We start from the raw sequence: 20,645 nt of genomic DNA, 5'->3' as shown, positions 1-20,645 counted from the left end.
AAGGACCGGCCGGGTAGGGGCGGCCGGGGCGGGTCGGCGGGACGGTATAGGCGCGCTCGGAGCCTGCCCGTACGGCAACTGGCCACGAGGCACAGGACGACGCGGCGCACGGCGCTCCTACAGCGCCGCGTATCCCCGCTCGCGCAGCGACTGGCCGTACTGCTGGAGGACCCACAGCTCGTTCTGGACGGAGGCCAGGTGCTGGGGGTCGGCGTTCGGACCGAGGCGCTGGAGGGCGCCGCGGATCTCCGTGACGCGGCTGTTGACGGCGGCCAGCCGGACGGCGACCAACTGGACGCCGGCGTAGGCCTCGTCGGGGTCGCGGCGGGTGTGCAGCGGCTCCACGGCCAGCTCGGTGACCAGGGAGCGGACCGTGTCGTCGGGGGCGGCCTCGCGCACCCGGGCGAGGTATGTGTTGTCGCCCGCGGCCGACAGGGTGCCGCCGGCGTCCTCGATGCAGCGGCGGACGGTCGCGTACGGGGGCGCGGTGAATTCGTCGGCGCCGTACGCGTCGAAGGCGGGCGAGACCAGGTCGGGGCGCTGGAGGGCCAGCTTGAGCAGTTCGCGCTCGACGCGGTGGGCGGGGCTGCGGAGGTTCAGCGCGGGGCCGCGCGGTCCGGGCGGCTGCTGGGCGGTGTCCGGGGCCTGCTGGGCGGCGCGGCGGCCCGTACGGGACGGGTCCTGGCCGTTGTGGCCGTCCCGGCCGCGCTCGCGCGCCCAGCGGGCGAGCTGGCCGACCCGGCGGACCACGAACTGGGTGTCGAGGATGCCGAGCATCCCGGCCAGCTGCACGGCGGACTCGTGCTGGATGGAGCTGTTCTTGATGTTGGCGACGATGGGCGCGGCCTCGTCCAGGGCGGCGGCGCGGCCCACCGCCGTGTCGAGGTTGTGCCGGGCGACGACCTGCCGCAGCGCGAACTCGAACAGCGGCGTACGCGACTCCACCAGGTCCGCGACGGCCGCGTCGCCCTTGGCCAGGCGCAGGTCGCACGGGTCCATGCCGCCGGGGGTGATGGCGATGGAGGTCTGGGCGGCGAACTTCTGGTCGTCCTCGAAGGCGCGCAGCGCGGCCTTCTGCCCGGCCGCGTCGCCGTCGAAGGTGAAGACGACCTCGGAGCCGGAGTTGTCCATCAGCAGCCGGCGCAGGATCTTGATGTGGCCCTCGCCGAAGCTGGTGCCGCAGGTGGCGATGGCGCTGGTGATGCCGGCGAGGTGGCAGGCCATGACGTCGGTGTAGCCCTCGACGACGACCGCGCGGTTGGTCTTGGCGATCTCCTTCTTGGCGAGGTCGATGCCGTACAGGACCTGGGACTTGCGGTAGAGGGGGGTCTCGGGGGTGTTCAGGTACTTGGGGCCGTTGTCGTCGTCGCGCAGCTTGCGGGCGCCGAAGCCGACGACCTCGCCGGCGATGTCGCGGATCGGCCACATCAGGCGGCCGCGGAAGCGGTCGATGGGGCCGCGGCGGCCGTCCTGGGAGAGGCCGGAGAGGATCAGTTCCTTGTCGCTGAAGCCGCGGCCGCGCAGGAAGCGGGTGAGGTGGTCCCAGCCGGCCGGGCTGTAGCCGACGCCGAAGTGCTGGGCGGCGGTCTGGTCGAAGCCGCGGTCGGCGAGGAACCTGCGGCCGATCTCGGCCTCGGGGCCGTCCAGCTGCTCCGCGTAGAACTGGGCGGCGGCCTTGTGGGCCTCGACCAGGCGGGTGCGCTCGCCCTGCTGGCGGCCGGGGGCGTAGCCGCCCTCCTCGTAGCGCAGGGTGATGCCGGCCTGGGAGGCGAGGCGCTCGATGGTCTCGGCGAAGGAGAGGTGGTCGAGCTTCATGATGAAGTCGACGACGTCGCCGCCCTCCTGGCAGCCGAAGCAGTGGTAGAGCCCCTTGGCCGGGCTGACGTGGAAGGACGGGGACTTCTCGTCGTGGAAGGGGCACAGTCCCTTGAGGTTGCCGCCGCCCGCGTTGCGCAACTGGAGGTACTCGGACACGACGGCGTCGATCGGGACCGCGTCCCGCACCGCCTTCACGTCGTCATCGTTGATCCTGCCTGCCACGCCTGAATTCTACGGGTGGGGTACGACAGTCCCGCCCGGACCCGTGCGGCGGGCGGGACCGCCGCACGCTCCGGGGACGGACCGGCGGGGCGGAACCGCCGGTCGTTACCGGGGGCGTACCGGCGCGCCGCTCACCCCATCAGCTCCAGAAACCGGTCCAGCCCGATGTTGCCGCCGGAGATCACCACGCCGACGCGGCGCGGCAGCGGCTCGACGGCCCCGGCCAGCAGGGCGGCCAGCGCGCTGGCCCCGCTCGGCTCGGTGACGATCTTCAACCGCTCGAAGGCCAGCCGCATCGCGGCCCGAATCTCGTCGTCGCCGACCAGCACCACCGAGTCCAGCAGCCGCCGGTTGATCGCGAAGGTCAGCTCGCCCGGTTCGGTCAGCGCCTGCCCGTCGGCGATGGTGCGCGGTACCGGGATGCGGACCCGCTCGCCGGCCGCCAGCGAGCGCCGGGTGTCGTCCCCGGCCTCCGGCTCGACGCCGATCATGCGGATGCCGGGCGACAGCGCGGTGGCGGCGAGCGCCGAGCCCGCCATCAGCCCGCCCCCGCCGACCGGCGTGAGCAGGGCGTCCAGCGGGCCGGTGTCCTCGATCAGCTCCAGCGCCGCGGTGCCCTGCCCGGCGATGACGTGCGGGTGGTCGTACGGCGGAATCAGGGCCAGGCCACGGTCGGCGGCCAGCCGCGTGCCGAGCGCGGCCCGGTCGCCGGTGTACCGGTCGTACGTGACGATCTCGGCGCCGTATCCCTCGGTCGCGTCCCGCTTGGAGCGCGGCGCGTCCTCGGGCATGAGGATGACGGCGCTGCTGCCCAGCTCCCGGGCGGCCAGCGCGACCGCCTGGGCGTGGTTGCCGGAGGAGAACGCCGCGACGCCGCGCGCCAGCTGCTCCGGCGCCAGCCGGGAGACGGCGTGGTAGGCGCCGCGGAACTTGAACGCGCCGACGCGCTGGAAGTTCTCGCACTTGAGGTGAACCTCGGCGCCGACCAGGCGGTCGAGGGTGCGGGAACGCAGCACGGGGGTGCGGTGGACGACGCCCTTGAGGCGGGCGGCGGCTTCCCGGACGTCGTCCGGTGTGACGGTGGCTTCGGGCATGGCTGACTCTCTCTTCGGGCGTTGGCTGCGGTACGGGTACCCCGTCCGCCGGGCGGGTCGGCCACCCCGCCCGGCGGACGGGCGTACCGGGCGCCCCGGGCTCAGAGCAGCGAGTCCAGCGCCACGTCCGGGTTGGCCAGCGCGTTCGGGTCGAGGGCCCGGCCCGAGCGGATGAGCTTCTGGATCGGGTCGGTGACGTCCCACACGTTGACGTTCATGCCCGCCAGCAGCCGCCCCTCGGAGAGCCAGAAGGCGATGAACTCGCGCTTGCCGACATCGCCGCGGCACACGACCTGGTCGTAGGACCCGGGGGGCGCGTAGCCGGAGTACTCCAGGCCGATGTCGTACTGGTCGGAGAAGAAGTACGGGATGCGGTCGTAGGCGACCTCCTGGCCGAGCATGGCGCGGGCGGCGGCGGGGCCGCCGTTCAGGGCGTTGGCCCAGTGCTCGACGCGCAGGACGGCCGGCTCGCCGTTCCCGGGCGGCAGCAGGGAGTACGGGAAGGCGGCGACATCGCCCGCCGCGAAGATGTTCGGGTCGGAGGTGCGCAGCGCGGCGTCGACCGCGACGCCTCCGCCGTACGCCGGGTCGACCAGGGCCAGCCCGGCCTGTTCGGCCAGGGCGGTGCGCGGCGCGGCGCCGATCGCGGCGAGCACGTCGTGGGCGGGGTGCTCCTCGCCGTCGTCGGTGCGCGCGGCCAGCACCACGCCGTCCTGCCCGGCGATCTCGGTGAGCCGGGCGCCGAAGTGGAAGCGGACGCCGTGCTCGGAGTGCAGGTCGGTGAAGAGGCTGCCCAGTTCGGGGCCGACGACGCTGTGCAGCGGGGTCGGCTCGGGTTCGACGACGGTCACCTCGGCGCCGTACGAGCGCGCGGCGGCGGCGACCTCCAGGCCGATCCAGCCGGCACCGGCGATCACGAGGTGGCCGTTGTCCCGGCCGAGGGAGTGCAGGACGCCGCGCAGCCGCTCGGCGTGCGCGATGCGGCGCAGGTGGTGGACGCCGACCAGGCCCGTGCCGGGGATCTCCAGGCGGCGCGGCTCGGCGCCGGTGGCCAGCAGCAGCTTGTCGTACGCGATCAAGGTGCCGTCGCCGAGCCGTACGGTGCGGGCCGCGCGGTCGAGGTGGACGGCGGGCTGGCCGAGGTGCAGTTCGATGTCCGCGCCGGCGTACCAGGCGGGCTCGTGGACGAAGACGCTGTCGCGCTCCTCCTTGCCGAGCAGGTACCCCTTGGAGAGCGGGGGGCGCTCGTACGGGTGGTCGCGCTCGTCACAGATCAGTATCACCCGGCCGGTGAAGCCTTCCGCACGAAGGGTCTCGGCGGCCTTTGCCCCGGCCAGGCCACCCCCGACGATGACGAACGTCTGGTGTGCGTCGACCACTTGCTTCCTCCTCGCTGCGGCGCGGTGCGTCCGCGTCCGTGAACGCCCCCCGATCGGTGTCCCCGTTCTACCCCCGCAGTGCGCGGGCCGCGTGCTGCCGCCCGCGTGTCCCCGCCCGGTCGTGTGACGCCGGGCGAGGGCACTCCCCCAGGCCGTCCGGGCACCGGGCGGCGCACCGCGTCCGGCGGCCGGCCACCCCGTTGTGCCCCTGATGTGTTTCCCTGGTTCGCCACACTCAAGCCCGAGCGTCCCGCACCCGGCGTGCTGCGGGAAGGGGGCCGAGGGGCCCGGTTACCCAGGAGTCGCACGGGCCCCGCCCAGGATGCCCCGGCGGCGCCGGTGCCGCTGCTCAGAGCGTGCCACGCGGCCGGGTGAGCCGGGCGTGCAGAGAACGTGCCGAGGCGTCGGTCAGGGCGGCGATCTGGTCGATCAGGGCGCGCATCCGCGCGGTGTCGTCACCGGCCGCCTCGGCCTGGTCGTACAGGAACCGGAACTGCGGGTCGAGGCCGTCCGGGGCGCGGGCGATGAGCGCCTCGGCGAGTTCGGCGATGATCACGCGCTGGTCGGCGCGGAGCGCTTCCTGGTCGGGCCGGCGCATGACGTACCGTTCCGCCACGGCCTTCAACACGGCGCATTCCAGCCGGGTTCCGGCCGGCACGACGAGCCGCGCGCGGTGCCGGGTGAGCCGTCCGGTCCCGTACGCGGCGCGGGTGGCGGTCTCGGCCGCCAGGCAGAAGCGGCCGATCAGCTGGCTGGTGGCGTCCTTCAGCCGGGCCTGGGCGACGGCCGTGCCGTCGTAGCCGTGCGGCCACCATTCCTGGTCGAGCAGGCGGTCGAGGGCGGCGCCCAGTTCCGCGGGGTCCGCGCCGGGCGCGTAACGTTCCGCGGCGATCGCGAACACTTCGGCACGTTCGGGCTCGGCGAGCAGGCAGTTGGGGTCCAGGTAGCCGGCGTGCAGCCCGTCCTCGACGTCGTGCACCGAGTACGCCACGTCGTCGGCCCAGTCCATGACCTGCGCCTCGAAGCTGCGCGCGGCCTCGGGGGCGCCCTGCCGGAACCAGGCGAAGACCGGCAGGTCGTCCTCATAGACCCCGAACTTGGGCGAACCGGGGTCGGTCGGGTGCCCGCCGCGCGGCCACGGGTACTTGGTCGCGGCGTCCAGCGCGGCCCGGGTGAGGTTGAGCCCGACGCTGACGGCCGTACCGTCCGCGTCCGGGACGAACCGTTTCGGTTCCAGGCGGGCGAGCAGCCGCAGCGACTGGGCGTTGCCCTCGAAGCCGCCGCAGGGCGCGGCGACCTCGTTCAGCGCCTGCTCGCCGTTGTGCCCGAACGGCGGGTGGCCCAGGTCGTGCGCGAGGCAGGCGGTCTCGACCAGGTCCGGGTCGCAGCCGAGGGCCGCGCCGAGTTCCCGGCCGACCTGGGCGCACTCCAGGGAGTGGGTCAGGCGGGTGCGGGGGCTGGCGTCCCACAGGTGCTCGGTGGTGCCGGGCGTGACCACCTGGGTCTTGCCCGCCAGCCGGCGCAGCGCGGCGGAGTGCAGCACCCGGGCCCGGTCGCGCTGGAAGGCGGTGCGTCCCGGGCGTTTGTCGGGCTCGGTGACCCAGCGTTCGGTGTCGGCCGGGCCGTAGCCCGTGCCGTTGTGGCCGGCTTCGCGGCCGACCGTCGTTCGTGTGCCCGTCATACGGCGACGGTAGCCGCCCGGGTGGAGTCGTGGTCGTATGCGCTGCGCGCAGCGAGTGCCTGGTCGTAACGGTGCAGCACCAGCCGGGCCAGCGCGGGGTGGTCGCCGAGCGGCGCGGCGGCGGGCCCGGGGGCCGCGGCGGCGCACTGGGCGGCGAAGCGGCCGGGCGCGGTGAAGCAGGAGGCGAGGGCCGGGCGGTGGTGGCCGCGGGCGGCGAGGGCGCGCAGCGCGGCGGGGACGGAGAGCGGGGTGCCGGGCGGGCCCCCGTCCGCGGGTGCGGAGGCGTAGGCGGGCAGGACGGGTACGCCGCCGAGCCGGTCGGACAGGAGCCGCGCCGTACGGGCCGTGTCGGCGGCCGACTCGGGGGCGCGCGATCCGGCGGCGGCCAGCACGACGGCGCCCGGCCGCCGGGCACCGGCCCCTTCGAGGCGCGCGTGCAGGGCTTCGGCGAGCAGGGGGTGGGGGCCGAGCGGACGGGCGAGGCGCGCCGTGAGGTGAGGGGCGTCCTCAAGCGCCGCGGGGATGTCGTGGCCGACGTGGTGGCCGCGGGCGAGCAGCAGCGGTACGACGACGGCCGGGCCGCTCAGCCGCGCCAGTGTGTCGGGGAGCAGGGGCGCGTTCAGTTCGATGTGGCCGAGGCGGACGGTGAGGCCGGGGCGCAGGGCGCGCACCCGGTCCAGGAGGGCGGTCACGGTGCGCAGTGCGCGGGGGTCGCGGCTGCCGTGCGCCACCGCGACGAGCGGGGGCGCCTCCCGGGCCGCCGCGGCGCCGGGAGCGGGGCGGGGCGCGGCCGGGGCGCGGCGGGGCAGGCCGTACAGCCTGACCCGGCCGAGCCGTTCGCCGAGCTGGGTGGTGATCTCCGTCATGATCTGCGCCGTACTGTCGAAGGGGACCGCGCGGCCGGAGGGGCCCGCGGGCGGTGGGGTCGGTGTCGACGCCGTCATGGAGGGAGCCTGGCAGCCGGTCGTTGCGGTGCCGTTGCGCGGATGTGACGGCGGGTTTCGGGTGGCTGTCGCGGTGCGGCGGCCGTACGTGAAGTACGGACCGGGCTCCTCACCTCCTCGGCACCGCCACCGTGAGGCGCGCTTCCCCGGCCCGTAACGCCGCTCCGGACCAGCGGAAACACGCAGGCCGCAGGCTGGCCGCATGACTGCCGCCACCCCCCGCACCAGCACCGACCCGGCGGGTCCGCCGCAGGAAGCGCACGCCGGCGCGCCCGTGGAGACGCACTGCCCGTACTGCTCCCTCCAGTGCGGCATGGGCCTGCGCCGCGCCCCGGCGGGCGCCGCCGGTCCCCCGGCCGAGGTCGTGGAGCGCCCGGCGTTCCCCGTCAACCGGGGCGCCCTGTGCGGCAAGGGCCGCACCGCCGCCGAACTGCTCGCGCCGGGCGCCCGGCTGACCGAGCCGCTGGTACGGGACACCGCGACCGGCCGCCTCGTACCGGCGGACTGGGAGACGGCGCTGCGCCGGGTGGCCGACGGTCTGTCCCGTGCCGGCGCGGCCTACGGCAAGGATGCGGTGGGCGTCTTCGGCGGGGGCGGGCTGACCAACGAGAAGGCGTACGCGCTGGGCAAGTTCGCGCGGGTGGTGCTCGGCACCTCGCAGATCGACTACAACGGCCGGTTCTGCATGTCCTCGGCCGCCGCCGCGCACCAGCGGGCCTTCGGCCTGGACCGCGGGCTGCCGTTCCCGCTGGCCGACGTCGCCCGCACCGGCTGTGTGCTGCTCGTCGGCTCGAACCTGGCCGAGACGATGCCGCCCGCGCTGCGCTATCTGACGGAGCTGAAGGAGAACGGCGGCCGGCTGATCGTCGTCGATCCGCGCCGTACCCGCACCGCCGAGCAGGCGGACCTGCACCTGGCGCCGCGCCCCGGCACCGATCTGGCGCTCGCGCTGGGGCTGCTGCACCTGGTGGTGGCGGAGGGGCGTACGGACGAGGAGTTCATCGCGGCCCGCACCAGCGGCTGGCCCGCGGCACGGGCCGCCGCGATGGCGCACTGGCCGGAGCTGGTCGAGCGGATCACCGGTGTACCGGTACCCCAACTGCGCGCCGCGGTCGGCCTGTTCTGCGACGCGGACAGCTCGATGGTGCTGACGGCACGCGGCCCCGAACAGCAGGCGAAGGGGACGGACACGGTGGGCGCGTGGATCAACCTGTGCCTGGCGACCGGGCGGGCGGGCCGCGAACGGTCCGGCTACGGGTGCCTGACCGGCCAGGGCAACGGGCAGGGCGGGCGTGAACACGGCCAGAAGGCGGACCAGTTGCCGGGCTACCGCAAGCTGGCCGATCCGGCCGCGCGGGCGCATGTGGCGGGTGTGTGGGGCGTACCGCCGGAGTCGCTCCCGGGGCCCGGCCGCAGCGCGTACGAGCTGCTGGACGCGCTGGGCCGGGACATTCGGGCCCTGCTCCTCATGGGCTCCAACCCCGTCGTCTCCGCACCCCGCGCCGCCCACGTCGAGCAGCGCGTCCGGGCGCTGGACTTCCTGGCGGTGGCCGATGTCGTGCTGTCGGAGACGGCGGCGCTGGCGGACGTGGTGCTGCCGGTCGCCCAGTGGGCGGAGGAGACCGGGACCACCACGAACCTGGAGGGCCGGGTACTGCTGCGCCGCCGCGCCCTGGCCCCGCCCCCCGGCGTCCGCACCGACCTCCAGATCCTCAACGCCCTTGCCGCGCACCTGGGTTGGGAGAAGGGGTTCCCCGCCGACCCGGAAGAGGTCTTCGACGAACTGCGCCGCGCCTCGGCCGGCGGCCCGGCCGACTACGCCGGCATCACCTACCGGCGGATCGCCACCGAGGACGGCGTCTTCTGGCCCTGCGCCGACGAGGACCACCCCGGCACCCCGCGCCTCTTCCTGGACCGCTTCGCGACACCCGACGGCCGGGCCCGCTTCGTCCCGGTCACCCACCGCCCCGCCGCCGAGGAGCCGGACGAGGCGTACCCGGTGCTCCTGACCACCGGCCGGGTCCTGGCCCAGTACCAGTCGGGCGCCCAGACCCGCCGCGTCCCCGGCCTGAACGCCGCCGCCCCCGGCCCGTACGTGGAGATCCACCCGCGCCTCGCCCGGCAGCACGGCATCGAGGACGGCCACCCGGTGGCGGTGACCTCCCGCCGTGGCCGCGCGGTGGCCCCCGCCCGCTACAGCGAGGCGATCCGCGCCGACACGGTCTTCATGCCGTTCCACTGGCCGGGCCCGGGGCGCGCGAACACCCTCACCAACCCGGCCCTCGACCCGACGTCGGGAATGCCGGAGTTCAAGGTGTGTGCGGTGCGGGTGGAGCGGGTGGACCCCAGGACCGACGGAGCATGACCGGGGGCACCGCCCTCACGGCCTGCACGCCTCCGCGATGGACAGGCTGTTCTCGTAGAGGTGGTGGCGGGTGATGCGGCCGTTCTCGACGGTGAGGCGGAGGGCGAAGGGGCCCTCGAAGGTTTTGCCCGTCGCGCGCACGGTTCCCGAGACGTGTCCCGTCACGACGGCGTCGGTGCCGTCGACCAGGAAGGCGTCGACCGAGGCGCGGGCGTCCTCGGGGACGGTGTGGGCCGCCAGCTCCTCCGCCTGGGCGGCGCATTCGGCGGCCGTGGTGCGGGGGCGGATCCACGGGACGGCGGGGTTCTCGGCGAGCAGCCAGTCGACCTCGTCGGCGAACAGTTCCGTGAGCCGTCCGGTGTCCCCGGCCATCCGGGCGGCGAGGAACTGCCGCACGACGGCCCGGGTGGCCTCGGCGGCCGGCGCCGGGTCCGTGGTCGTGCCCGGGGTGGCGGCGGTGGGGTCGACGGTCATGCGTTCTCCTCGCGGGTGCGGCCGGGCCCGGCGGGGGTTCCCGCCGGTGTGCCCGATGCTGCCGCGGAAGGCGGGGCCGGTCGATTACCCCGGGGGTAAGGGGCCGCCCGGCCGCTCAGTGGTGCCACATCTTCCCGCCCACGTTGTGGATCATGCGCTGGAGCACCTTGAGCGTACGGACGTACTCCTCGTCGCTGATGCCGTCGTGGATCGTGGCGCGCATCTCCTTCTGGAGCGCGGCGCACCGGGCGTGCAGGTCCGCGCCCTCGGCGGTGATGTGCAGCCGGTCGCCGTCGGCGGCGGCGAGGCCGCGGCCGAGGAGGTCGTCGACGGCGGCGCCGATGCCCTCGGCGCCGACGTCCAGGTAGCCCTTGAGCATGTCGGTCACCTCCGCCCGGCCGCGGCCGCCGGCGTGGCCCACCAGCTGGTTGAGCACCCACCACTGGGGCTGGCTCAGACCGTGGCGGGCCAGCCCGGCGCGGATGTGCGTGACGGCGGCTGTGTGGGCGGCCCAGGCCCAGTAGCCGATGGGCTGGCCCGCGAGTTCGGCGTCGCTGTGCGAGTACTGCATGGTGTCCTCCTCCAAGAGCGCGGGCACGGTGCCCGACGAGGAAGAACCTAGGAACTCAACCGAACTTGAGGTCAAGAGCGGTCAGGGGCGGTTCCGGCCGTCCGGGCCGGTCACCGCCCGTGCGCCTCGACCTCCTTGAGGTAGGCCTCGCGGGTCGCCTCGTCCAGGAAGGACGCGCGGAAGGAGTTGCGGGCGAGGGTGCGCAGCGTCTCCTCGTCCAGGTCCAGGGCGTCGCGTACGGCGGTGAAGTTGTCGTCGGCGTAGCCGCCGAAGTAGGCGGGGTCGTCCGAGTTGACGGTCACCAGCAGACCGGCGTCGAGCATCGCGGGCAGCGGGTGGTCGGCCAGCTCGTCGATCACGCGCAGCCGGACGTTGGACAGCGGGCAGACGGTCAGCGGCACCTGGTCGGCGACCAGGCGGGCGACCACCTCCGGGTCCTCCAGGCAGCGCACGCCGTGGTCGACGCGGTCCACGCCGAGCACGTCCAGCGCCTCCCACACGTACGACGGCGGGCCCTCCTCGCCCGCGTGCGCCACGCACTTGAGCCCGGCCGCCCGCGCCAGCTCATAGACCTCCGCGAACTTCGACGGCGGGTGCCCGACCTCCGCCGAGTCCAGGCCGACGGCGGTGATCCGGTCCAGGTACGGGCGGGCCGCCTGGAAGGTGGCGAGCGCGGACCCGGCGCTCTCGTCGCGCAGGAAGCACATGATCAGGCGGGTGGTGATGCCGTAGCGCTCCTCGGCGGTGTCCAGCGCCCGCGCCAGGCCCTCGACGACGGTGCCGAGGGGCACACCGCGCGAGGTGTGCGCCTGCGGGTCGAAGAAGATCTCCGCGTGCCGGACGCCCTGGGCCCGCGCGCGGGCCAGGTAGGCGTGGGTGAGGTCGGCGAAGTCGTCCTCGGTGCGCAGCACGTCCATCAGCGCGTAGTAGAGGTTCAGGAACGACTGGAGGTCGCTGAAGGAGTACGCGCGGCGCAGCTCGTCCTCGGTGGCGTACGGGAGGGTGACGCCGTTGCGCTCGGCGAGGGCGAAGGCCAGCTCGGGTTCCAGGGTGCCCTCGATGTGGAGGTGCAGCTCCGCCTTGGGGAACGGGGGGAGCGAGGGGGACGGGGGGTTCGCCGGGTCCGGGGTGGAGGGGGGCACGCTGGGATCACACCTGTCTGCTGCTCGGTACTGCGGGGGCTGCCGGGACCGAAAGGGCTCGCGGGGCTGCCGGGGCCTGTGTGGTTCGGGCAAGTGGTCCAGGTTAACGGGGCGACCTCGTCCAGTCGCCGCCCGGGACCGGTGTGCCGGACGCGCGCAGCCGGCCGGCCAGCGGCTCGGCCGCCACGTACAGCCACGCGCGCACGCTCCGGCCGTCCGCGCACTCGGCCTGCCGCGCCACCCGCTCGTAAAGGTTGCCGGGAGCGCCCGGGACGTGCCCCTCCAGCCGGTCCAGGGCGGCGCGCACGGCGTCGTAGACGTCCTCCCCCGGCTGTACGAGATCGCCGTGCACGACGGCCTCGGCGGGGCCGGTCACGGCGTACGGATACCCTGGCCCCTCGTACAGCGACACGCCTCTGACCAGCGCGGATTCCTCGGACACCGTCCGGCCGCGCAGGCACCGGGCGTAGTTGGCCCGGCCGGGGCGCAGCGTTCCGTAGACGAAGAACGGCAGCCGCTCGGGCTCGGTGGTCATCCGGTCGGGTTCCTTCGCGTGCGGTACGGACGTGCGCGGTGCGGGGCACGGGCCGGGCCCCTCGTCCCCGCAACCATGCCAGGCCGCGGCGCGTCGCTGCTTGCGGCGGCAACGAGAACAACGGGGGGCAACTGATGACACAGCAGCCACAGCGGACACAGGGGAAAGGGTGGCTACGGCGGATACGGGGCCGGGCGCGCCTTCCCCGGACGCGGCGCGGGCAGCGGCGGGCCTTCCAGGTCGCCGTGCTCGCCTGTGTGGTGGCGCTGCTGCCCGCGACCTGGCTGAACGCCACCGCGGGCGCCCGGGTCCGTACGGTCGAGGACGTCCCGGCGGCGCCGGTCGCCGTGGTCTTCGGCGCGGGCCTGTGGGACGGCGAACCCTCCCCGTACCTGGCGCACCGGCTGGACGCCGCCGCCCGCCTCTACGAGGACGGCAAGGTCCGCGCGCTCCTCGTCACCGGCGACAACAGCCGCGAGGACTACGACGAGCCGGACGCCATGCGCGCGTACCTGGTCGCGCACGGCGTGCCCGCGGACCGGATCGTCGGCGACCACGCGGGCTTCGACACCTGGGACAGCTGCACCCGCGCCCGCCGCATCTTCGGCGTGGACCGGGCCGTCCTGGTCAGCCAGGCCTTCCACATCCGGCGCGCGCTGGCGCTGTGCGGTGCGGCCGGGCTCGACGCGTACGGGGTCGGCGTCGACGACCGGCACGATGTCACCTGGTACTACGGCGGGACCCGCGAGGTGTTCGCGGCGGCGAAGGCGGCGGTCGAGGCGGCGGTACGCCCCGACCCGCGCTTCCTCGGGCCGCGGGAGGACGGGGTGGCGGCGGCGCTGGGGTAGCGCGCCGCCGTCGCCCCCGGCCGTCGTCCCCGGGCCCTCAGCCCGCTGCGGCGCGGGCGTACAGCCGGAAGACCTCCGCGCCGAAGTACGGGCTGTAGGAGGTCCGGTGGCTGTCCGGGCCGGAGGGGCCGCCGCCGTTCAGGCCGCCGATGGCGCCGACCACGTACCCCGTCTTCGTCCGCTCGTCGAAGCGGCGCAGCCATGGGCTGCCCGAGGTGCCGCCGTAGAACCCGCCGCAGTCCATGCGCAGTTGCCGCTGACCGGTGAGCCGGGCGGTCCGCACCGCGCACCGTATGGCCTGGTCGGCGGGGTCGTTGCGGGCCGTCGGGTAGCCGATGACGGTGACGTCGGTGGTGTAACCGGGCGTGCGGGCCAGGGTGTTGCCGCCGGTGACCGACTCCAGGGCGCGGCCCTCACCGTCCGGCTTGACCGTCGCGAACGCGAAGTCGAGGTCCGATCCCGGGCCGGTGTCGGTGCGGTCCGGGTGGGTGAAGCCGCGGTCGATCGCCCAGATTCCGTACGGCTGCTCCGTGGCGCCGGAACGATACTGCGGGACAAAAGCCGCACGCGCTCCCGGATTGCAGTGCCCGGCCGTGAGGATCAGGTTGCGCTGCGGGCTGCGAACGACACTGGCGGTGCAGTGGTGCGCCCGCGCGTCCTTGTCTACGGAGAAGAGCACGCCGACGGAGGGCACGCCCTCGAAGTGCCGCGCGGAACCGGCGGCTCCCGGGGCGGCCGTCATGGACCGGGCGGTGGGCGCGGCGGCGGCCTTGCCGCCGTCCGGGCCCGAGGGGACGGCCGAGGCCATCCGCCCGGCCGTCCAGTAGCGCGCCGCGGCCTCGCTCGTCCAGCCGCCGTCAGCGCCTTCGGCGGTCGCGCCGTTCGCGGGCACCATGAGGAAGCACAGCGCGAACGCCACTCCCGCCGCGGCCGCCCCGGCCAGGACCGGCCGTCTGTACCGGTGTCCACGGCGGTGCCGGGGGCCGCCGGCCGGCCCGTCAGCCGCCTCGCCGCCCGGTCCGCCGTCCGTCGCCCGGCCGTCGCCCGCCGCCCGGCCGTCGCCCGCCGCCCGGTCCTTGCCCGTCGCCAGGCCGTCACTCTCCGGGCCGCCGCTTGGCCGCATCACGGATCGCCGCATCGAGGATCGCCGCGTCACGGATCGCCGTCCCACCTCAGCTCGTCTCCGCCGCGACCCAGGCGAGGTACCCGGCACCGCCCCGCGTGACCGGCGTCGCGATGATCTCCGGTGTGTCGTAGTCGTGCGCTTCGAGGAGGTACGCCTCCAGCGCCGCGTACCGGGCCTCCGTCGTCTTGAACAGCACCTGCCACTCCTGTGCCGTCTCGATCGCGTTCTCCCACCGGTACACGGACGTGACGGGCGCGCTGATCTGCGCACACGCCGCCACCCGTGCCTCGATCGCGCCGCGGGCCAGCGCCTCCGCCTTCTCGGCGCTGTCGGTCGTCGTCATGACGGTCAGACAGCCGGCCGGGCCGCCGCCGTCCGCCGCGGCTCCCTCGGGCCGTTCCCGCTCCGCCGGTTCGCCTCGCACCTGGACGTCCCCCTTCGGGCACTGGTCGATGATCAAGTCCCTCCGCATCGTACGGACCGTCGTGATCATCCTGCCCCCGGCCACCGGCCCGCGCCGTGCGCACCGGCCATTCGGCAGCCGCCCGGCCACCCGTCAGGATGGACCCCGGCGGCGGCGCGGTGAGCCGGGCCCGTACGGGTACCAGTACTCCGGCACCGGTGCCGGTCCCCCGGCGCCGCGGATCCGGACCCCGACCGAAAGGCCGCGTCATGGACGACCTCAGTTCGCTCACCCGCCGCCAGCTCGACGACGCCAGGGCCTCGGCACACGGGCGCAGCGCCCATCTCTTCCTCCAGGACGGCCCGCTCCGGCAGACCGTGATCGCGCTCATCGAGGGCGCCGCGCTGGACGAGCACACCACACCCCCGGCGGCCAGCCTCCAGGTGCTGCACGGCCGGGTGCGGCTGACCGGGACCGGCGACGACCGGGACCTGATCGCCGGCCAGGTCGTACCGGTCCCGCACGAGCGGCACGGCCTGAAGGCGCTACAGGACTCCGCAGTCCTGCTGACCGCCGTCACCGCGACGAAGACCATGAACTGAGGGCGGCGGCCCGGCTCTCCGGGAGGCGCGGGCCGCGTCTCCCGGACCGGCGGCCGGCCCGGCTCTCAGGCCACCCACTGGTCGAAGGCCAGCTTGCACAGCAGCGACACGACGACCACGACCAGCACCCCGCGCACGAACCCGGCGCCCCGCTTGAGGGCCATGCGCGCACCGACCGTGCCGCCGACGAAGTTGAACGCCGCGAGCAGCGCGCCCAGTTGCCACAGGACCGTGCCCTGGTAGGCGAACATGGCCAGCGCGCCGACGTTGGTGCACACATTGACGATCTTCGCGGTGGCCGAGGACGTGACCAGGTCCATGTGCAGGATCGCGGCCAGCGCCACGACGAGGAAGGCGCCGGTGCCGGGGCCGATCAGCCCGTCGTAGAAGCCGATGCCCAGGCCCGCGACGAGGACCGCGGCCAGCACGCGCCGCCGGGTGACCGGCCCGGAGGGCGGCGGCGCGGTGCCGAAGGCCGGACGGAAGAGCACGAACGCCAGCACGCCCACCAGCACGGTCATGATGAGCGGGCGCAGCACCTCGCTGTTGATGCCCGCCGCGAAGAACGCCCCGCCCAGCGAGCCGCCGAGCGCGGCCAGCCCGATGCGTACGGCGGTGCGCAGATCCACGGGCGCCTTGCGTACGTACGTGTACGCCGCGGCGGCGGTGCCGACGACGGCCGTGGACTTGTTGGTCCCCAGGACGTAGGCGGCGGGCGTGTGCGGGAGGCCGACGAGCAGCGCCGGCAGGAGCAGCAGACCGCCGCCGCCCACGACGGCGTCGATCCAGCCGGCCGCGAGGGCGGCCACGCACAGCAGGAGGGTCGTCGTCAGCGATATGTCTGCGGGCACCGGCCGATCTTATGGAGCCCGGCGGGGCGGATGAGGCCGGGGTGGCGGGAGTCACAGGAGGGCCGGTGGCGGGCGGCCCGTGACCGCCGCCCGCCACCGGCCTGTACAAGGGGCGCCCCGCCCCGGCACTGGTGGGGCGGGGCGCCGCGTCCGTCACCCGGCGAGGGCCTTGGTACGCCGGTGAGGACGGTCGGGGGCGGACCGCCGGGGGCGGTCCGGGGTGGGGCGGCGGGTCGCGGCGCCCCGTTGCGTACGGTCGGAGGCGTTCCTTTGCGGACGGCCAGGGGCCTGACTTTGCGGACGGTCAGAGGCACGCCTTTGCGGACGGTCGGGAACGGGCCGTCGGCCGGCGGCGGTTCGTTTCGGGCGTTCCGGCCGGCGTTCCCCGGCCGCCACCGGTGGAACGGACTTGGCCGTACGGAAGCGGGGCGTCCGCAGAACGACGTGGTAGGCGCGGGACCTGAGGTGGCAGTAGGTGCGGTGCAGCACAACCGGAAGCGACATCACACACCCCCGTCCCTTGTCCCGTCGTCCGCCCGCCCCAGCAGGTCCACCAGCCCCTCCGCCAGTCCGCCTGCCCAGCAGGCGTAGTCATGACCGCCGTTGTACTCCGTGTACGCGACGGAATGCCCGAGGCCGCGCAGCGTGTCGCGCAACTCGCGGGACCGTTCGCGCATGTCCCCCTCGTAGCGGCCGACGCGCAGGTGGGCCCGCAGCCGGTGGGGGCCGCCGTCGGCGTGCTTCGTCCGGTCCGCGTACTCCCGCGCCAGCCAGGAGGGGCCGTCCGCGGCATCGGCTCCGCCCACGGGCCCCGGCCCCTCGGGCCGCCACCACAGCGAGGGCGACTGGGCCAGCACCTTGCCGAACCGGCGCGGCGCCGCGAGCCCGGCGTACAGCGCGGTGAGCCCGCCCAGGCTCTCGCCCGCGACGACCGTGCGCGACGGGTCGAACGTCACCGGCAGCCGCGCCGCCGCCCAGGGCAGCAGTTCGGCGGCGAGGAAGTTCACATACGCCTGCCGGCCGCCGAATTCGCGGGCGCGCGTGGCGTTGTCCACGGCGTCCGGCGCCAGCACGACCAGGGGCGGCAGCGCACCGTCCCTGATCAGCCGGTCGAACAGCGTCTGCACACCGAGCCGCCCGAACCACATGTCGCCGTCCAGCAGCACCAGCGTGTCCGCGCCGCCGTCCGGGAGCGGACCCGGCGGTACGTACGTCCACACGTCGCGCCGGGCCGCGAGGGCGGCGCTGGTCGGCCGGTGCCGCTCCACCACGCCCCGGCCGCCGCTCCCGGCCGGCCGGACCGCGGGCTCCCACGGGCGCCACGGCTGTGGCGGCGCGTCGGGCAGCTCGAAGACCGAACTGCCGGTGCCCTGCCGGCGGCCGGGGACCGTGCGGGGGTTGAGCGGGTCGGGACCGGCCACGGCGAGCAGCGGCAGCAGCCGGGCCTGGAAGTCGTCCGCAGGGCTGTCTTCGGATGCGAACGTGGATGCGGGTCCGGGTGCGGACACGGGTGCGTATGTGGTTGTGGTTGCCGATGTGGGTGCAGGCGCGGAGGTGCTTGCGGACGCGGGCGTAGCCGCGGGCGCGGCCCCCGCACGGCGCCGCCCGCCGCCGCTCCCCGTGTCGGGCGCGATCGCGTACGACCCACGGTGATCGGACCGCAGCCGGTAGGTGAGGTGCCAGACGTCGGTGCCGTGGATGCGGCGCATCAGGCTGCCCGCGAGGTGCGAGCGGTCCACGAGGCGGTTGACCAGGAGGAGGACCCGGCGGGTGTCCTCCGTGCCGCGCCACAGGAAGGTGACGGCCCGGTGCTCCGGGTCCCACGGGATCGGCTCGACGAGCGGGGTGCCCTGCGCCTCCGCCTCGGCCCAGAACTCCCGTACGGCGGCGTCCCGTCCGCCCGCCACGGAGGCGGCCAGCGCCACGATCCGCGGGCTGTCCACGGTTTCGGCCGGTGCCGGGCGCGACGTGCGCGGCGGGCCGGCGGGCACGTCGCCCGCCTTCCCCGTACCCGTCGGCACGCCGGAGGGAGCACCCGGCACCGTCCCCCCTGCCGTCCCCGTCGCCGTGCCCGCCGCGGCGCCCGGCAGGGTTCCCCCGGCCGCGCCCGTCGACGTGCCCACCGATGTCTTCATCGACGCTCCCATCGACAACCCGCTTTCCCGCCCGGCGCGTCGCGCGGGCACAGACGACTTCCGCCGGGTCGGACACGGCGCGCGCCCCGCCGACCTCGACTTAGGTAAGCCTAAGCTAACCACGCGTGGGAGGGTCGGACAACATCCGACGGGCCGGACCCGTGCGCCCCCGCTTCTCCCGGCTTCTCTTACAGAGTTCTTAGACCCGCCCACTATCCACGTCCCCATGGACTTCAAGATCGCCTCCAGAGGCGGCCGCTCCCGTATCCGCACCGGCAGCGGTACGCGCACCGGCACCGGTACACGCGCCCGCACCCGCACCGGTACGCGCGTGCTCGCCGCCTCCCTCGCCCTGACCGCCACGGCCTCCGTCGGCGCCTCCGGGTGCAGCGGCCAGGCGGTGGCCGGGTCCGTCGCCGGGCGGCATGTCGACATTCCCGTCCGGGGCGGCACGGTCACCGTGGACACCGGCACGCTGGCGCTGCACGCCCGTACCGCGGACGGCAAGAGCCTGACCCTGTCGGCGCCGTCCGGCACCGCGCTCGGCACGCCGGGCCCGGTCCGGCGCACCGGCGAAGGCGTCCGCTGGAGCTACCCGGACAAGGGGCTGACGGTGACCGCCCGCGCGGACCACGGGCGGCTGCGGGTCAGCATGAAGGCGGACCGGGACGGGTCGCTCACCTGGCCGGTGACCGGTACGGACCGGGCCGCCTCCGCCGTACAACTGCCGCGCGGCGAGGGGCTGGACATCCCCGTGCGCGACACGTTCTGGAACTCGGAGAAGGCCGGGCTGACGGGTGACCCGATCGACGTCGGCGGGCTCGAACTGCCGCTGTGGGGCCACACGCTGGGCAAGGACCACGGAGTCAGCTACCTCACCCCCACCGACCTCGGCACCTCGCTGAAGTTCCGTTCCGACGGCGGGCGGCTGAACACCGCCGCCACCCACGACTTCGACGCCGGCGACGGCACCCGCGACTACACCGTCACCTTCGCCCTCACCGACGGCAACCCCGTAGCGCCCGGTGCCGACTACCGTTCCTGGCTCGCCGAACACGGGCAGCTCGGCAGCCTCCGCGAGAAGATCGAGAAGAATCCGGCCAACGGCAGGCTGCTCGGCGCGTTCCACGCCTATGTGTGGGGCGACGCGCGCAAGGCCGCGGGCGTCGAGGAACTGCGCAAGCTGGGCGTGGACCGGATGTGGCTCGGCTACGACGCCGGGCCGGACCCGATGGACGCCGCCGCCGTCCGGGCCGCCGAGAAGGCGGGCTATCTGGTGGGCCCGTACGACACGTTCGCCAACGGCCAGGACCCGAAGACCGCCGACTCCCCCACCTCCAAGTGGCCCGGCACGGTCTACCCGGACTTCTGCGTGCGCGACGCCAAGGGCAAGCCGCGGACCGGTTTCGGCAACCGCGGCTGTTACCTCAGTTCACAGGCGTTCGAGCAGGCCGAGCCGAGCCGCCGCTACCTCGCGGACCGCACCCGCGCGATGACCGCCAACGGCGCCGACAGCTACTTCCTCGACGTGGACGCGACCGGCGAACTGTTCCGCGACCACGACGCCGCCCACCCGATGACCAAGGCCGGGGACCGTGCGAACCGGCTCGCCCGGATGCGGCGGCTCGCCCACGACAAGAAGCTCGTCCTGGGTTCGGAGAGCGCCCAGTCCTGGGCGAACGGGGTACTGGCCTTCAACCACGGCGCGGCCACGCCGGTCGCCGACGGCCTGTGGAAGCTGGAACGCGACCGGAAGACCTGGGGCGGCTACTACCCGGCGAACGCCCCCACCGCGTTCTTCAAGCCGGTACGGCTGCCGGCCGACCTGGCGAAGGCGATGTACGACCCGGCGTACCGAGTGCCGCTGTACGAGACCGCGCTGCACAGCTCGCTCGTCAACGCGGAACGCTGGGAGCTGTCGTACGAGAAGCTGCCCGAGCAGAAGAGGGACCGCGCGCTGCTCGCGATGCTCTACAACATTCCGCTGAACTACGTGCTCGACGGCGCGTCCCTGAAGAAGTCCGGTCCCGAACTGGCCGCCCTTCAGAAGTACTTCGCCCCGCTGCACAAGGCCGCGGGCACCGAGAAGCTGACCTCGTTCCGGCGTCTGACCGCCGACAACCTGGTGCAGCGCACGGAGTTCGGCAACGGCAAGCTCACCGTCACCGCCAACTTCGGCAGGACGCCCTACGCCGGCCTTCCCGCCGGCTGCGTGGACGCGAAGCTGAGCGGCGACCGGCAGCCGAGGCGCCTGTGCCCGGCGAAGGCCGGGGGCTGAGCCCGCTCGGGGGCTGAGCCCGGCCGGGAGGCGGGTCTGGTCGGGGACCGAACCCGGCCGGGCGTGACAGCCGGAGAGGGCGGGCGTCCGGTGGACGCCCGCCCTCTGTGTTCCCGGTGGGCCGGTGGACCCGCCCCCGGACGCCTGCTGCATGGCCCGGCATCCGGTTCGGCGAAG

Annotated in this window: 17 protein-coding genes; 4 read left to right on the top strand and 13 right to left on the bottom strand. The window is 74.7% G+C overall.

Annotated elements, in window-relative coordinates:
* Positions 1 to 117: 117 nt before the first annotated feature.
* The 5 genes from dnaG to CP973_RS08810 form a co-directional block, all read right to left on the bottom strand.
* On the bottom strand, positions 118 to 2,040 hold the full coding sequence (gene dnaG, locus CP973_RS08830) for a DNA primase (protein ID WP_150239065.1): 1,923 nt from the start codon (positions 2,038 to 2,040) through the stop codon (positions 118 to 120).
* Between the two features lie 131 nt (positions 2,041 to 2,171).
* Entirely contained in the window at positions 2,172 to 3,134 is a 963-nt protein-coding gene (locus CP973_RS08825; protein WP_150239063.1) for a pyridoxal-phosphate dependent enzyme, read from the bottom strand.
* A 101-nt stretch (positions 3,135 to 3,235) separates the two neighbouring features.
* Complete coding sequence (locus CP973_RS08820) at positions 3,236 to 4,513, bottom strand: NAD(P)/FAD-dependent oxidoreductase (protein WP_150239061.1); 1,278 nt, start codon at positions 4,511 to 4,513, stop codon at positions 3,236 to 3,238.
* Between the two features lie 349 nt (positions 4,514 to 4,862).
* A complete protein-coding gene (locus tag CP973_RS08815; protein ID WP_150239059.1) occupies positions 4,863 to 6,194 on the bottom strand; it encodes a deoxyguanosinetriphosphate triphosphohydrolase in 1,332 nt (443 codons plus the stop codon).
* Positions 6,191 to 7,138, bottom strand: coding sequence for a sirohydrochlorin chelatase (locus CP973_RS08810; RefSeq protein ID WP_150239058.1), 948 nt, complete (start codon positions 7,136 to 7,138; stop codon positions 6,191 to 6,193). The genes CP973_RS08815 and CP973_RS08810 overlap by 4 nt, the downstream gene beginning before the upstream one ends.
* Positions 7,139 to 7,340: 202 nt before the next feature.
* Here CP973_RS08810 and CP973_RS08805 point away from each other — a divergent pair, with 202 nt between their 5' ends.
* Positions 7,341 to 9,503: a molybdopterin oxidoreductase family protein gene (locus tag CP973_RS08805; RefSeq protein ID WP_150239056.1), complete on the top strand. Its 2,163-nt coding sequence runs from the start codon at positions 7,341 to 7,343 to the stop codon at positions 9,501 to 9,503.
* 15 nt (positions 9,504 to 9,518) lie between these two features.
* Here the strand turns inward: CP973_RS08805 and CP973_RS08800 are convergent, their stop codons facing one another.
* The 4 genes from CP973_RS08800 to CP973_RS08785 form a co-directional block, all read right to left on the bottom strand.
* On the bottom strand, positions 9,519 to 9,977 hold the full coding sequence (locus tag CP973_RS08800) for a nuclear transport factor 2 family protein (protein ID WP_150239054.1): 459 nt from the start codon (positions 9,975 to 9,977) through the stop codon (positions 9,519 to 9,521).
* 115 nt (positions 9,978 to 10,092) lie between these two features.
* The gene (locus CP973_RS08795) at positions 10,093 to 10,548 is read right to left on the bottom strand and encodes a MarR family winged helix-turn-helix transcriptional regulator (RefSeq protein ID WP_150239052.1); all 456 of its coding nucleotides are present in this window, start codon (positions 10,546 to 10,548) and stop codon (positions 10,093 to 10,095) included.
* Between the two features lie 110 nt (positions 10,549 to 10,658).
* On the bottom strand, positions 10,659 to 11,690 hold the full coding sequence (locus CP973_RS08790; protein ID WP_150239049.1) for an adenosine deaminase: 1,032 nt from the start codon (positions 11,688 to 11,690) through the stop codon (positions 10,659 to 10,661).
* 103 nt (positions 11,691 to 11,793) lie between these two features.
* Positions 11,794 to 12,225 (bottom strand): gamma-glutamylcyclotransferase family protein, encoded by a 432-nt coding sequence (locus CP973_RS08785; protein WP_150239047.1) that lies wholly within the window; start codon positions 12,223 to 12,225, stop codon positions 11,794 to 11,796.
* A gap of 134 nt (positions 12,226 to 12,359) precedes the next feature.
* Here CP973_RS08785 and CP973_RS08780 point away from each other — a divergent pair, with 134 nt between their 5' ends.
* Positions 12,360 to 13,073 carry a SanA/YdcF family protein gene (locus CP973_RS08780; RefSeq protein ID WP_150239045.1) on the top strand — a complete coding sequence of 238 codons (714 nt, stop codon included), beginning with the start codon at positions 12,360 to 12,362 and terminating at the stop codon, positions 13,071 to 13,073.
* Between the two features lie 37 nt (positions 13,074 to 13,110).
* Here the strand turns inward: CP973_RS08780 and CP973_RS08775 are convergent, their stop codons facing one another.
* Complete coding sequence (locus CP973_RS08775) at positions 13,111 to 14,196, bottom strand: trypsin-like serine peptidase (protein ID WP_244409790.1); 1,086 nt, start codon at positions 14,194 to 14,196, stop codon at positions 13,111 to 13,113.
* 49 nt (positions 14,197 to 14,245) lie between these two features.
* Complete coding sequence (cutA, locus tag CP973_RS08770) at positions 14,246 to 14,542, bottom strand: divalent-cation tolerance protein CutA (RefSeq protein WP_150243328.1); 297 nt, start codon at positions 14,540 to 14,542, stop codon at positions 14,246 to 14,248.
* Between the two features lie 329 nt (positions 14,543 to 14,871).
* On the opposite strand from cutA, the gene CP973_RS08765 reads away from it, so the two are divergent.
* Positions 14,872 to 15,204 (top strand): cupin domain-containing protein, encoded by a 333-nt coding sequence (locus tag CP973_RS08765; RefSeq protein WP_150239043.1) that lies wholly within the window; start codon positions 14,872 to 14,874, stop codon positions 15,202 to 15,204.
* Between the two features lie 65 nt (positions 15,205 to 15,269).
* Here CP973_RS08765 and CP973_RS08760 read toward each other — a convergent pair whose 3' ends face one another.
* Both CP973_RS08760 and CP973_RS08755 read right to left on the bottom strand, forming a co-directional pair.
* A complete protein-coding gene (locus CP973_RS08760) occupies positions 15,270 to 16,055 on the bottom strand; it encodes a sulfite exporter TauE/SafE family protein (RefSeq protein WP_030681381.1) in 786 nt (261 codons plus the stop codon).
* Positions 16,056 to 16,558: 503 nt separating this feature from the next.
* The gene (locus CP973_RS08755) at positions 16,559 to 18,190 is read right to left on the bottom strand and encodes an alpha/beta hydrolase-fold protein (protein WP_167538295.1); all 1,632 of its coding nucleotides are present in this window, start codon (positions 18,188 to 18,190) and stop codon (positions 16,559 to 16,561) included.
* A gap of 226 nt (positions 18,191 to 18,416) precedes the next feature.
* Between CP973_RS08755 and CP973_RS08750 the strand changes: the two genes are divergently transcribed.
* On the top strand, positions 18,417 to 20,468 hold the full coding sequence (locus tag CP973_RS08750) for a glycoside hydrolase (RefSeq protein WP_244409339.1): 2,052 nt from the start codon (positions 18,417 to 18,419) through the stop codon (positions 20,466 to 20,468).
* Positions 20,469 to 20,645 lie beyond the last annotated feature (177 nt).

The organism is Streptomyces albofaciens JCM 4342 (genome assembly GCF_008634025.1).
GTDB classification, from domain to species: domain Bacteria; phylum Actinomycetota; class Actinomycetes; order Streptomycetales; family Streptomycetaceae; genus Streptomyces; species Streptomyces albofaciens.
This window is presented reverse-complemented; position numbering and strand designations above follow the sequence as displayed.

What these genes read in the sequence shown, in the direction of transcription:
- CP973_RS08780 (WP_150239045.1), top strand. Translation starts at nt 12,360, where the DNA reads ATGACACAGCAGCCACAGCGGACACAGGGGAAAGGGTGGCTACGGCGG.
- CP973_RS08775 (WP_244409790.1), bottom strand. Translation starts at nt 14,196, where the DNA reads ATGCGGCCAAGCGGCGGCCCGGAGAGTGACGGCCTGGCGACGGGCAAG.
- CP973_RS08815 (WP_150239059.1), bottom strand. Translation starts at nt 6,194, where the DNA reads ATGACGGGCACACGAACGACGGTCGGCCGCGAAGCCGGCCACAACGGC.
- CP973_RS08825 (WP_150239063.1), bottom strand. Translation starts at nt 3,134, where the DNA reads ATGCCCGAAGCCACCGTCACACCGGACGACGTCCGGGAAGCCGCCGCC.
- cutA (WP_150243328.1), bottom strand. Translation starts at nt 14,542, where the DNA reads ATGACGACGACCGACAGCGCCGAGAAGGCGGAGGCGCTGGCCCGCGGC.
- CP973_RS08795 (WP_150239052.1), bottom strand. Translation starts at nt 10,548, where the DNA reads ATGCAGTACTCGCACAGCGACGCCGAACTCGCGGGCCAGCCCATCGGC.
- CP973_RS08805 (WP_150239056.1), top strand. Translation starts at nt 7,341, where the DNA reads ATGACTGCCGCCACCCCCCGCACCAGCACCGACCCGGCGGGTCCGCCG.
- CP973_RS08755 (WP_167538295.1), bottom strand. Translation starts at nt 18,190, where the DNA reads ATGAAGACATCGGTGGGCACGTCGACGGGCGCGGCCGGGGGAACCCTG.
- CP973_RS08765 (WP_150239043.1), top strand. Translation starts at nt 14,872, where the DNA reads ATGGACGACCTCAGTTCGCTCACCCGCCGCCAGCTCGACGACGCCAGG.
- CP973_RS08750 (WP_244409339.1), top strand. Translation starts at nt 18,417, where the DNA reads ATGGACTTCAAGATCGCCTCCAGAGGCGGCCGCTCCCGTATCCGCACC.
- CP973_RS08800 (WP_150239054.1), bottom strand. Translation starts at nt 9,977, where the DNA reads ATGACCGTCGACCCCACCGCCGCCACCCCGGGCACGACCACGGACCCG.
- CP973_RS08785 (WP_150239047.1), bottom strand. Translation starts at nt 12,225, where the DNA reads ATGACCACCGAGCCCGAGCGGCTGCCGTTCTTCGTCTACGGAACGCTG.
- CP973_RS08810 (WP_150239058.1), bottom strand. Translation starts at nt 7,138, where the DNA reads ATGACGGCGTCGACACCGACCCCACCGCCCGCGGGCCCCTCCGGCCGC.